The following is a 12,225-nucleotide window of genomic DNA, read 5'->3' as shown; positions in this document are numbered from 1 at the left end:
CTGCGCGCCTACCTGCACTGTCTGTCCTGACGGCTGCGCTTCGGCGTTGCGGCCGCCGCGCCGCGTCAACCTTGCTTCTGCGCCGGCACTGCAGTGGGTCGCGTTGCCGCAGGTACCTCCCACCCGCACATCCGCCCCTGGTTTTGTTGCTTGAGCCACTCCTGCATCGGTGCGAAGTACTCCAGCAGCGGGCCGGCGTCGATGCGCTCGTTGCCGGTCAGTTCCTTGAGCGTGGCCTGCCAGGGCTGGCTGGCGCCGCGCTGCAACATTGACCAGAACTTCTGCCCGGCTTCCTTGTTGCCGTAGAAGGTGCACTCGTACAGCGGGCCCTTGTAGCCGGCGGCGTCGCACAGACTCTTGTAGAACTGGAACTGCAGGATGTGCGAGAGGAAGTAACGCGTGTAAGGCGTGTTGGCCGGCACGTGGTACTTGGCGCCGGGGTCGAAGAAGTCCTCGCCGCGCGGTGTCGCCGGTGCCACGCCCTGGTACTTGGCCTTCAGCTCCCACCAGGCCTGGTTGTAGCGGTCCGGGGCGATCGAGCCGTCGAACACGCCCCAGCGCCAGCGGTCGATCATCAGCCCGAACGGCAGGAACGCGACCTTGCTCAACGCCATGCGCATCTGCGCGTTGATCAGCGCCTCGCGGCCGACCTGCGGCGCGTCGACCAGGCCGATCGAATGCAGGTACTGCGGGGTCATCGCCAGTACCACGGTGTCGCCAATGGCTTCGTGGAAGCCGTCGTTGGCGCCGCCCTGGAACAACGGCGGCAGCGGGTTGTAGGCCAGGTCGTAATAGACGTGGCCGAGTTCGTGGTAGATGGTGGTGAAGTCCTCTTCGTTCGGCTTGACGCACATCTTGGTGCGCACGTCGCCGGCCATGTCCATGTCCCAGGCGCTGGCGTGGCAGACCACGTCGCGGTCCAGCGGCTTGATGAACTGGCTGCGCGTCCAGTACGTGTCGGGCAGCTTGGGCATGGCCAGCGAGGTGTAGAAATCCTGCGCGCGCTCGGTCATCTGCCGCGCGCTGAGCAATTGCGCCTCGCGCTGGGCCATGAACCGCGCTTCCGGCGAGGTGTCGCCGTTGCGCCGCGCCAGTGCCGCGCTCAGGTTGCCCTGGTACTGCCGCTCCAGCGCGTCGGTGATGTCCAGGCTGCCAGCGCCGGGGTAGGGCTGCAGCAGGTCCCACAGGTTGCTCCAGTCCTGCTGCCACATGTTGCCCATCAGGTGCGCCGGCAGCAGGCCGCCGGCCAGTTCGCCCTTGTCCTTGCCGTACTCGGCGTCGAGCTTGCCGCGCGCGTAGCAGTGCAATTGTTCGTACAGCGGCTTGACCTGGGTCCACAGCCGGTCGGTCTCGGCGGCGAGCTGCGTGGGCGGCATGTCGTAGCCGCTGCGCCACAGCGCGCCGGTGTCGGCGTAGCCCATGTCGCGCGCGCCTTCGTTGACCAGTTCGACGAAGCGCTGGTAGTCCTTGCGCATCGGTTGCACGGCGGCGTGCCAGCCCTGCCAGGCGTCCAGTTGCTGGCCGTAGTCGCGGCTGCGGCGCAGCACGTCCTCCAGTTCGCCCAACTGCCGGCAACGGCGCGCATCGCCCTCGCCGGTGCAGTAGGACGCGGCGCCGTAGGCGCCCTCCATCTTCGTCGCCAGGGCGGCCAGTTCGCCCAGCCGCGCCGGATCGCGCGGCGCCGGCATCGCGGTCATCTGCTGCAGGAGACGCAGTGCGCGGGCGCTGTCGGCCGACATCGGCTTGCCGTCGTAGCGCCGCGCCTGCGCGATCCAGCCGTTGAGCGTGGTCAGCCAGCGCGCGTTGGCCTTGGCCGCCAGCCGCTCGCTGTCGCCGTTGATGTAGGTGGCCGACAGCCATTGCGCCGCGGTCAGTTCGGGCAGCAGCGCGCGGTACTCCTCGTTGATGCGCGCGACGAACTGGTCGGCGCTTTCGCCCTCGGGCTGTGCAGCGGCGGGGGCGGCGGTGTCGGCCGCGGGTTCCTTGCGGCAGGCGGACAGCGTCAGCAGGCTCGCGCCGAGGCACAGCGCGAGCAGCGGAGAGCGGAGGGTCACGGCGAATCCTTGCAGGGCGATTGCCCGGAAGGCTAGTGGCCCGCCCGCACCGCCGCAAGTTCGGGCGGCACGCCGTTCGCCGCGCCGCCTTGGTCCGTCACGCCATGAGCACCCGTGGGCGCGCGGTCACTGCGGCCTGGTGCACTGCGCGAACAGGTCGCGCGAGCGGTCGTAGACGCCGGTCCTGACCTGCATCAGGCCCAGCACCGATGGGAACAGGTTGTCCTGGTCGGCATAGCGGCGCGACCGCGCCTGCAGGCAGGCCAGGTCCAGGCCGCGCGCGTTGGCGAAGCCAGGCGAGAACCACATCACCATCGGCACGTGGGTCTGCTCCTGCGGTGCGATCGCATAGGGCACGCCGTGCAGATACAGGCCCTTCTCGCCCAGCGATTCGCCGTGGTCGGAGAGGTAGAGCATCGCCGTGTCGTAGTCGGGCATGGCCTGCAGCGTGTCGATGGTGCGCGCCAGCAGGTGGTCGGTGTACAGCAGCGAGTTGTCGTAGGCGTTGGTGATCAGCTCGCGGCTGCAGTTGCCCAGGTCGGCGGTGTCGCAGGTGGGGGTGAAGCGGCGGAACGCGGCCGGGTAGCGCTCGAAGTAGCTGGGGCCGTGGCTGCCGAGCTGGTGCAGCACCACCACGCGGTCGCCGGGCTTGGCACGCACCTGCGCGGCCAGGTCCTGCAGCAGGATCTCGTCCATGCAGCGCCCGTCCTTGCACAGCTGCGGATCTTTGGCGTCGTCCAGATGCTGGATCTGCAGGCCGTCGCACACGCCCTTGCAGCCCGACTGGTTGTCGCGCCACAGCGTGCTGATGCCGGCGTGTTCGAGCACGTGCAGCAGCGACTGGTGCTTGCGGATGTTGCTCTCGTTGTAGTCGTGGCGGCCGAACGGCGAGAACATGCACGGCACCGACACCTCGGTGCTGGTACCGCAGGAGTGCATGTCAGGGAAGTTGATCACGTCGCGCTTGGCCAGCTCCGGCGTGGTCTGCCGCGCATAGCCGTTGAGGCCCCAGTTCTGCGCGCGGGCGGTCTCGCCCAGCACCACCACCAGCAGCCGCGGCTTGCTGCCCGGCGCGCGCGCGGTGGCCTTGGCGTCGTGTTCCAGCGGCAGCTTCGGCGCCTTGCGCGTGGGGCTGTCGGACTTGAAGTTCTGCCGCAGCGCGACCAGGTAGTTGATCGGCGTGGCCAGGTAGCGGATCTCGCGATGGTTGCGCATCATCGCCGACAGGTCCTGGAACGAGAGCATCGCAGCGATGCCGCCCAGCGCCAGCATCCCGACCAGGAAGCCGGCGCGGATCGCCAGCGCCTTCAGCGGCGAACGCCGGATCAGCCGCACCCGCCACAGCACCAGGATCGGCAGCACCGCGTAGAACAGCAGCGGCGCGATCAGCGCCGGGGTCATCAGCTCACGCGATTCCTTGTGGTCGGTGGCCAGCACGTTGCGCAGCATGTCCGCGTCCAGGTAGACGCTGTAGCTGTTCATGTAGTGCGCGGCGAACGCGGTGGTGATCAGCAGCACCGTCAGCACCGGCTTGGCGATGCCGCGCCACAGCAGCAGGCCGAGCAGCAGGCCGTGCACCGCCAGCAACAGCAGGAACAGCGACAGCGCCAGCTTGATGTCGCCGGCGTGGCCGCTCATCGCGCTGCGCCAGAACATGCCGTTGCAGGCCAGGGCGAAGAACGCGCTGGCCGCCAGCGCCAGCATCTCGTTGCTCAACTGCGGACGCCAGGCCCACCAGCGAGCACGGGATGCGGTGGACGGCGAGGGCGGTGCGACGGATCGGCTCATGCGGCGGCATCGTTGAAGGTGGAGGGGCGTCGATCGGCCTGCGGCGAGGTCGCGCGCGGCCACAGCATCGCCCGGTACAGGCCCAGTGCCACGGCCCAGCACAGGGCCAGCGTCCACAGGTCGTGCGACATGAAATGCGCGCCGCGCAGCTGTTGGCCGAGACCGAACAGCAAGCCTCCCCCGAGGCCGATCGCCAGCGCTGGCCAACGCCAGGCCGGCTTGAGCGCCAACGCGACGAAGTACAGCCCCACCCAGGCATAGCCGGCACTGGAATGACCGGCGGGGAAGCATACCCCGCGCGGCATGCCCGCCGGGCGGGTCTCGAACAGGCCCACGAAGATCCGCTCGCCGCCATAGCGGGTCAGGTCCCAGGGGCAGTCCATGTGGGTCATCGACTTCAGCAGCGACACCACCCCGGTGCTCAGCGCCACCGCCAGCAACAGGTACAGCAGCGGCAGTCGGTAGCGGCGGCCATCGGGACGGCGCCACGCCCACACCGCCAGCGCGGCGGTCACCGCCCACGCTGCGGCGCTGAGCATCTTGCCGTCGTGGTGGATCAGGCTACGGGTCAGCGCCGCATCCTTCAGCGCCCACTGTCCGCCTTCCCAGCGATACAGCAGGTCGGCGATCCAGAAATCCCCGCCCAGGCCCATCAGCGCCGTGCTCGCCAACAGCACCAGCGCCAGCGGCATCCACAGGTGGGAGAGATAGAAGTACCGGCGCGCGCCGAGGTCGGGCGCCGCCGCAGCGGACAATCGCAGGGGCGTACTGATCATGGTCGACGAAAGCGGCCAGGGGCGGCGGGAAAGTGGGGGCATGGTCGGGTTGGCGGTGTCGGATAGCTGTCGGAACTGCCGGTGAGAGGACCAGGGCTTCAGCGAAGGTTGCGCACGGCCGCGGTGATGCAAGCGCCGGGCCATAGGCGTCTGTGGCCGGCGCGAATTCCAGCCTGAGGGCGTCGTGTTGGGATTCCTTCCAGGTTTTGTCGAGATTCGATCAAGGGCGCGCGGCCGTTCTGACTTCGTTCCGACACGCTTCCGCTAGCATGGGCGGGTCCGTCCCCCGAATTCGAGCGCGCCCATGCGGCTGCTGGTCATAGAAGACAACCGGAACCTGGTCGCCAACCTGTTCGACTACTTCGAGGTGCGCGGCCACACCCTGGATGCGGCGCCGGACGGCGTCACCGGGCTGCACCTGGCCACCACGCAGCGCTACGACGCGCTGATCCTGGACTGGATGCTGCCGCGCCTGGACGGGCAGCAGGTGCTGCGCGCGCTGCGCGAGGAACACCACGCCGACGTGCCAGTGATCATGTTGACCGCGCGCGACGAGCTGCCGGACAAGATCGCCGGTTTCCGCGCCGGTGCCGACGACTACCTGACCAAGCCGTTCGCGCTGCCGGAACTGGAAGTGCGGCTGGAGGCGCTGCTGGTGCGCGCCAGCGGCCGCGGCCGCAGCAAGCTGCTGCGCGTGGGCGACCTGCAACTGGACCTGTCCACGCTGGAAGTGACCCGCGGTGGGCGCACCCTGCATCTGTACCCGGCCTGCCGCAAGCTGCTGGAGGTGCTGATGCAGGCCAGCCCGGCCGCGGTCACCCGCGATCGCCTGGAGCAGGCGCTGTGGGGCGACGAGCCGCCGGACGGGGACATGCTGCGTTCGCACATCTACGACCTGCGCCGCAGCGTCGATGGTCCGTTCGTGGCCAAGCTGATCCACACCTTGCCGCGCATCGGCTACCGCCTGGCGGTGGTCGGCCCCCACGAGGGCGAGCATGCCGACTAGGGCCGGCCTGCGGCAGCGGCTGACCCTGTGGCTGGTGGGCTACGCGGCGCTGCTGTCGCTGGCGGTGTTCGTGCATGGCTACATCGTCAACGACCAGGCCGAGCAGCTCACCTGGCGTTCGCTGCTGACCTCCGAGCTGGACCACTTCCTGGCGCGCAGCGCGGCCGACCCGGACTATCGCTGGATCGACACGCGCACCGTGAGCCTGTACGGCGACGAGGGCGGCGCGCCGCTGCCGCCGGCGGTGGCGGCGTTGGGCCCCGGCCTGCACTACGAAGTGCAACTGGAAGGCAGCGAGAAGGTGGTGCTGGTGCAGGACGTGCGCGGCCGCCGCCTGGCCCTGGCGCTGGACATCACCGAACTGCACGACCACGAGGACAACCTGGCGCTGTGGATGCTGGTGTCCAACGCGGTGGCGGTGCTGCTGCTCGGCGCGCTGGTGGCCTGGGGCATGGGCCGGGTGGTGCAGCCGCTGATCGACATGGCCCAGCGCATCGGCAGCCTGCGCCCGGACCGGCCCGGGCAGCGCATCGAGGTGCATCCGCGCGCCAGCGCCGAACAGGTGGTGATCGCCGAGGCGCTGAACGACTACCTGGCGCGCAACGACCTGTTCGTGGAGCGCGAGCGCGCCTTCATCGACAGCACCAGCCACGAACTGCGCACGCCGGTGGCGGTGATCGGCGGCGCCGCCGAGCTGGCGCTGGAGCAGCACGACGTGCCGCCCAGCGTGCGCAACCAGTTGCTGCGCATCCGCCGCACCGCCAGCGGCGTCGGCCAGCTCATCTCGCTGCTGCTGGTGCTGGCCAAGGATCCGGCGCGGATGGCGCGCGGCAGCGACCTGGTGCGGCTGGACCAGTTGCTGCCGGAGATCGTCGAGGACCACCGCCACCTGTGCGCGGACAAGCGCCTGGAACTGGCGCTGGCGCCGCTGCCGGCGTGCGAGGTGGAGACGCCGCTGGCGATCCTGCAGGTCGCCATCGGCAACCTGCTGCGCAACGCCATCGAGAACAGCGACAAGGGCCGCATCGAGATCACCATGCCGGCGCCGGGCGTGGTCTGCATCGACGATCCCGGCCATGGCATGAGCCCGGAAGAGATCAGCGCGATCTACATGCGCATGGCGCGCGGTGGCGGCAGCCGCGAGGGCAGCGGCATCGGCCTGGACCTGATCGCGCGGCTGTGCGAGCACCTGGGCTGGGCGCTGCACCTGGATTCGCTGGCCGGCAGCGGCACACGTGCCACCCTGGACCTGAGCAGCGCGCTGAAGCGCCCCGGCGCGTCGCCGCCGTCGCCCGCGTCGGCGTGACCGGCTAGTCCGGCAGCAGCCCGCGTTGCGCCAGCCAGGCACGCGCGTCGTCGGCGTCCTGCTCGAACCAGGCGCGGGTGGAGCCGAGCCGGTAGGTGTAGCCCCAGGCGTCCATGTCCGCCATCAGCCGCTCGCGGCCCACCCCGGGCAGGGCGTCGGCCAGCACGATCTGCAGGTAGCAGGTGGCGTCTTCCTCTTCCACCGAGTCGGTGGCGTCGGTATGCACCTGTGCGCGACGCTGCGGCGGCAGCACGATCAGGTGGCAGGCTTCGTGCAGCAGCGAATGCACCGGTGTGTCGTCGCGCACGTAGACGTCGCTGGCGATCACCCCGGCCTCCGGCTCGCCCCAGTAGCTGCCGGGAATGGCGGCGCCGTCGGCGACGCGGTGCAGGGTCAGCCCGTAGCCGGCCAGCAGCGCGCGCGGCGCGTCCAGGCCGATCGCGCCTACGGTCAGCACCTGGGCGGCGGCAGCGGGGAGGGCGGCGTCGGTCTGCATCGTGTGGAGGTCGTCGGGATGGAAAAGGCGCGGCGGGCGCGCCCGATCACGGCAGGCGGGCGCGTCGCGGCGCCGGCCCGGATCGACGCGTCAGCCGCGGCGGCTGCCACGGCCGACGCGCGGCCTCAGGGCGTCGGCCCTTCCGGGAGGGCGACGGAGATGTCGAGCACGTCGTGCTCGCCGTCCTTGACCAGGTCCACCTTGACCGCGTCGGCGTCGATGTTGACGTACTTCTTGATCACTTCCAGCAGCTCGCGCTGCAGCAGCGGCAGGTAGTCCGGGCCGCCGCGGTGGCTGCGTTCCTGCGCGATGATGATCTGCAGGCGGTTCTTCGCGGTCTCGGCGGTGTTCTTCTTGGTCTTGAGGAAATCGAATAGTCCCATGCTCACCCTCCGAACAACTTGGTGAAGAAGCCCTTCTTCTCCACGGAGATGAAACGCATCGGACGTTCCTCGCCGAGAATGCGCGCCACGGCGTCCTCGTAGGCCTGGCCGGCCGGGGATTCGGCGTCCAGGATCACCGGCTCGCCCTTGTTGGAGGCGTTGAGCACGTCGCCGGATTCGGGGATCACGCCGATCGCCTTCAGGCCGAGCACTTCCTCAACGTCGCCGATGCTGAGCATCTCGCCGGTTTCCACGCGCGCCGGGCTGTAGCGGGTCAGCAGCAGGAACGCGGGCAGGCTCTTGCCGCTCTCGGCCTTGTGGGTCTTGGAGTCGAGCAGGCCGAGGATGCGGTCGGAGTCGCGCACCGAGGACACTTCCGGGTTGACCACCACCACCGCGCGGTCGGCGAAGTACATCGCCAGGAACGCGCCCTTCTCGATGCCGGCCGGCGAATCGCAGACGATGTAGTCGAAGCCGTCGGCGGCCAGGTCCTTGAGTACCTTCTCCACGCCTTCCTGGGTCAGCGCGTCCTTGTCGCGGGTCTGCGAGGCGGCCAGCACGAACAGGTTGTCGAAGCGCTTGTCCTTGATCAGCGCCTGCTTCAGCGTGGCTTCGTTGTGCACCACGTTGACGAAGTCGTACACCACGCGGCGCTCGCAGCCCATGATCAGGTCGAGGTTGCGCAGGCCCACGTCGAAGTCGATCACGGCGACCTTCTTGCCGCGTCGCGCCAGCCCGCAGGCCAGGCTCGCGCTGGTGGTGGTCTTGCCGACGCCGCCCTTGCCGGAGGTGACAACGATAATTTCAGCCAAAGGACTATCTCCTGATACGTTCGAGGTTGGGCCGCGTCAGTCTTGCGCGGCGATCATGATCTGGTCCTGCTCCAGCCAGACCTGGACGGCCTTGCCACGCAGTTCCTTGGGAATATCGTCCAGCACCTTGTAGTGGCCGGCAATGGCGACCAGTTCGGCGTGGAAATCGCGGCAGAAGATCCGCGCCTCGGTGTTGCCCTGGGCGCCGGCCAGCGCGCGACCGCGCAGCGTGCCGTAGATGTGGATGCTGCCGTCGGAGATCACCTCGGCGCCGGCGCCGACGGTGGCCATCACGGTCAGGTCGCAGTTCTCCGCGTACAGTTGCTGCCCGGAGCGCACCGCGTTCTTCTGCATGCGCCCAGGTTGCGGCCGCGCCGCCGGAGCGGGCGGAGGCGGGGGCGGGGGCGGCGGCGAGACCGGTGCCGCTGCGGCGGCGGGCGCGCCGCCATCGAAGCGCTCGTACTGCGCGCGGAACTTGGCCAGCAGCGGCAGGCCCAGCGCCACCGACAGCTCCTCGATCTCGCGGGTGCCGTAGGCCAGCGCCACCGGCAGCACGCCGGCGTCGCGCAGCCCGTCCAGCAGCGCCTGCGCGGTGGCTACGTCCGGGGTCTGCGCCAGGCCGCCGAAATCGATGATCACCGCGGCACGGCCGAACAGCTTGGGCGCGCGCTGCACGCGCTCGCGCATCTCCTGGCTCAGCCGCGCCACGTCCAGCGTGCGCACGCGCAGGTTGGCGATGCCGACCTGGCCGATCTTCAGTTCGCCGGCCTGCTCGAAGTCCAGATTCACCGACGACACGCTCAGGTCCCGGTCGGGCGCTGTGCCCGCTGCAGACGATGGGCATGGCCGGCCCAGGGCAGCTCGGGCAGGGTGTCACCATAGGTTTCGCGCACCCAGGCGTAACTGCACAGGTCCTTCAACAGCATGCTCGCACGCACCTCCACTTCGTTCATCGTGTTCTGGCCCACTTCGCGGAAACCGAAGCTGCCATGGAACAGCAGTGCCGCATCGGCGCCGTGATCCAGAAAAACCTCGCACGCCAGTTGCGGGTAGCGCAACTCGGCGTAGCTCTGCACGTCGGCGTAGAACGCCCGGCCGACGCCACCGCCGCGGCGGCGGCTGGCCACCACGATGCGGTCGATATAGAAAAACTGCGGGTAGCGCTCGCGGAACCAGGCGAAGTTGCTACTGTCGTGGTCGCTGTCGCTGCCGAAGCCGACCAGGAAGCCGGCCAGGTTGCCGTCGCGCTCGGCGACGCGGAAATACTCTGCGGTTTCGTAGAAGCGGTGCAGCTTGGCCGAATCCAGCGGCAGGATCGCCAGTCCGGCGTTGTTGTTCAGGGCCAGGACCGAATCGAGCTCGTGCTCGCGCACGTCGCGGATGACGATCGACATTGAGACTCCATTGCTGATGCGCGCGCGGCCCCGTGCGGGCCGCCGGGCCGGATTATCGCACGCGCGACCCGGGGCGGCGAGCCGCGCCGGCATGACTTCCGTGGGAGTGCAATGCGCGCCGTTCATCCTAAGATGGCGACATGTTGGGATATCTCAGCCATACCCGCGTTCTGCGCTATGCCGGCCTGTTCACCTGGGCGGTCATCTGCATGCCGTTGCTGTACCTGTACTGGGAGCCGGTCGAGGAATCGGGACGGATGCCCAGCGGCGAGGTGTGGCTGCTGCTGACCAGCTACCTGGGCTTCGGCGTGGTCTATTTCCTGCTGACCCGGCGCCTGCACAGCGGCGACGGCGTGCGCTGGTACGACCGCGGCATGCTGGTGCTGCTGACGATCTGCGCGCTGGCGGTCGGCTACCTGCACCGGTCGGGGCTGGGCAGCATCCTGATGATGGTGGCCGCCGGGGTGATCCCGTGGCTGCTGCCGGTGCGCGCCGGGGTGGCCTGGCTGCTGCTGAGCCAACTGGCGGTGCTGCCGGTCTACCTGACCATCGGTTTCCCGCCGTTCGAGGCGCTGATGCAGTCGCTGCTGTACGGCGGCTTCTCCATGTTCATCTTCGTCACCAGCCTGGTCGCGCGCCAGCAGACCCAGGCGCGCGAGGAGCAGCGCCAGCTCAACGCCGAGCTGCGCGCCACCCGCGCGCTGCTGGCCGAGAGCGCCCGGGTCAACGAGCGCACCCGCATCTCGCGCGAACTGCACGACCTGCTCGGCCACCACCTGACCGCGCTCAGCCTGAACCTGGAAGTGGCCGGCCATATCACCGAGGGCCGTGCGCAGGAGCATGTGCAGCAGGCGCATACCCTGGCCAAGCTGCTGCTGACCGACGTGCGCGAGGCGGTGAGCCAGTTGCGCGACAGCGGCGCGATCGACCTGGCGGCGGCGCTGCGGCCGCTGGCCGAGCGGGTGCCGTCGCTGCAGATCCACCTGCAGGTGGAGGAGCCGCTGACCGTGGAGGATCCCGAGCGCGCGCACGTATTGCTGCGCTGCACCCAGGAAATCATCACCAACGCGGTGCGCCACGCCCAGGCCGACAATCTGTGGATCGAGGTGCGCCGCGACGGCCCGCAGGTGGTCATCCAGGCGCGCGACGACGGCCGCGGTTGCGAGACCCTGGCCCCCGGCAACGGTCTGCGCGGCATGCGCGAGCGCCTGAACCAGTACGGCGGCAGCCTGGACGTGGCGGCCGCGCCCGGTGCCGGCTTCCGCCTGCGGGCCGCCGTTCCCGGCGCCGCCACCCTGCTGCCGCCCGCCGTTTCCCAAGGAGTGCTGTGATGATCCGTGTGTGTCTGGTCGACGATCAAACCCTGGTGCGGCAGGGCATCCGCTCGCTGCTGGCGCTGGACGGCGGCATCGAGGTGGTGGCCGAGGCCAGCGACGGCCGACAGGCGGTGGAACTGATCCCGCAGGTGCTGCCCGACGTGGTGCTGATGGACATGCGCATGCCGTCGATGTCCGGGCTGGAGGCGCTGCAGGTGCTGTCGCGCGCCGCCGCGCTGCCGCCGACCATCATCCTGACCACCTTCGACGACGACCAGCTGGTGCTGGCCGGGCTCAAGGCCGGGGCCAAGGGCTATCTGCTCAAGGACGTGTCGCTGGAGCAACTGGTCGGCGCGATCCGCACCGTCGCCGCCGGCGGCTCGCTGGTGCAGCCGGCGGTGACCCAGCGTCTGCTCTCGGGCCTGGAGCACATGCGCAACGACTTCGTCAGCCTGGACCGGCCCGACCCGCTGACCGACCGCGAGACCGAGATCCTGCGCCTGATGGCCAGCGGCTTCTCCAACAAGGAGATCGCCAATTCGCTGGGCGTGGCCGAGGGCACCATCAAGAACCACGTCTCCAACATTCTCTCCAAGCTGGGCGTGCGCGACCGCACCCGGGCGGTGCTGAAGGCGTTCGAGCTGCAACTGGTCTGACAAGGCCGGCGGCCTGGCGCCGTCTGCGGCCCGGCCGTGCGCGGCAGATGGTCTGAACGAGACAGGAGGACGGCCCGCGGAGGTCGGTAGCGCGCACGCCGGGCGGGTCCTGGGCGACCGGGGGCCATGGGATGCGGGCCGGCACAGGTCGCCCGCGTCTGTTCCGCGCAGCACAGTGGTCTGGCCTGGGGGCGGCATGCATCAGCCACGCCCGTGCGCCTGGGAGTGCCGCCGTTGC

The 12,225-nt window shown here is 69.5% G+C and carries 12 protein-coding genes; 4 read left to right on the top strand and 8 right to left on the bottom strand.

Features of this window, described 5'->3' with window-relative positions:
- Positions 1-65: 65 nt before the first annotated feature.
- From AC1G9L_RS16310 to AC1G9L_RS16300, 3 genes are all read right to left on the bottom strand, one after another.
- A complete protein-coding gene (locus tag AC1G9L_RS16310; protein WP_019800363.1) occupies positions 66-2,054 on the bottom strand; it encodes a M2 family metallopeptidase in 1,989 nt (662 codons plus the stop codon).
- Positions 2,055-2,180: 126 nt separating this feature from the next.
- On the bottom strand, positions 2,181-3,842 hold the full coding sequence (locus AC1G9L_RS16305) for a phosphoethanolamine transferase (RefSeq protein WP_481069512.1): 1,662 nt from the start codon (positions 3,840-3,842) through the stop codon (positions 2,181-2,183).
- Positions 3,839-4,618 (bottom strand): phosphatase PAP2 family protein, encoded by a 780-nt coding sequence (locus AC1G9L_RS16300; RefSeq protein WP_481069511.1) that lies wholly within the window; start codon positions 4,616-4,618, stop codon positions 3,839-3,841. The genes AC1G9L_RS16305 and AC1G9L_RS16300 overlap by 4 nt, the downstream gene beginning before the upstream one ends.
- Before the next feature lie 304 nt (positions 4,619-4,922).
- Here AC1G9L_RS16300 and AC1G9L_RS16295 point away from each other — a divergent pair, with 304 nt between their 5' ends.
- On the top strand, positions 4,923-5,624 hold the full coding sequence (locus AC1G9L_RS16295) for a response regulator (protein ID WP_019800360.1): 702 nt from the start codon (positions 4,923-4,925) through the stop codon (positions 5,622-5,624).
- Positions 5,614-6,930, top strand: coding sequence for an ATP-binding protein (locus AC1G9L_RS16290; protein WP_019800359.1), 1,317 nt, complete (start codon positions 5,614-5,616; stop codon positions 6,928-6,930). Before AC1G9L_RS16295 ends, AC1G9L_RS16290 begins: the two co-directional genes overlap by 11 nt.
- Positions 6,931-6,934: 4 nt before the next feature.
- Here the strand turns inward: AC1G9L_RS16290 and AC1G9L_RS16285 are convergent, their stop codons facing one another.
- From AC1G9L_RS16285 to AC1G9L_RS16265, 5 genes are all read right to left on the bottom strand, one after another.
- The gene (locus AC1G9L_RS16285) at positions 6,935-7,426 is read right to left on the bottom strand and encodes a hypothetical protein (RefSeq protein WP_481069510.1); all 492 of its coding nucleotides are present in this window, start codon (positions 7,424-7,426) and stop codon (positions 6,935-6,937) included.
- A 125-nt stretch (positions 7,427-7,551) separates the two neighbouring features.
- Positions 7,552-7,809, bottom strand: a complete 258-nt coding sequence (gene minE, locus AC1G9L_RS16280; RefSeq protein WP_010340245.1) for a cell division topological specificity factor MinE — start codon at positions 7,807-7,809, stop codon at positions 7,552-7,554.
- A 2-nt stretch (positions 7,810-7,811) separates the two neighbouring features.
- A complete protein-coding gene (minD, locus tag AC1G9L_RS16275; RefSeq protein ID WP_010340244.1) occupies positions 7,812-8,621 on the bottom strand; it encodes a septum site-determining protein MinD in 810 nt (269 codons plus the stop codon).
- 36 nt (positions 8,622-8,657) lie between these two features.
- Positions 8,658-9,419, bottom strand: a complete 762-nt coding sequence (minC, locus tag AC1G9L_RS16270) for a septum site-determining protein MinC (RefSeq protein ID WP_267095937.1) — start codon at positions 9,417-9,419, stop codon at positions 8,658-8,660.
- 2 nt (positions 9,420-9,421) lie between these two features.
- Positions 9,422-10,015 carry a GNAT family N-acetyltransferase gene (locus tag AC1G9L_RS16265; RefSeq protein ID WP_019801958.1) on the bottom strand — a complete coding sequence of 198 codons (594 nt, stop codon included), beginning with the start codon at positions 10,013-10,015 and terminating at the stop codon, positions 9,422-9,424.
- Positions 10,016-10,155: 140 nt separating this feature from the next.
- Between AC1G9L_RS16265 and AC1G9L_RS16260 the strand changes: the two genes are divergently transcribed.
- Positions 10,156-11,346 (top strand): sensor histidine kinase, encoded by a 1,191-nt coding sequence (locus AC1G9L_RS16260; protein WP_481069509.1) that lies wholly within the window; start codon positions 10,156-10,158, stop codon positions 11,344-11,346.
- The gene (locus tag AC1G9L_RS16255) at positions 11,346-11,987 is read left to right on the top strand and encodes a response regulator (protein WP_010341202.1); all 642 of its coding nucleotides are present in this window, start codon (positions 11,346-11,348) and stop codon (positions 11,985-11,987) included. Before AC1G9L_RS16260 ends, AC1G9L_RS16255 begins: the two co-directional genes overlap by 1 nt.
- Positions 11,988-12,225 lie beyond the last annotated feature (238 nt).

The sequence above is a fragment of the Xanthomonas sp. NCPPB 1132 genome (assembly GCF_056629235.1).
The sequence above is the reverse complement of the archived record's forward strand: the minus strand, read 5'-3'. Positions and strand labels throughout refer to the sequence as shown.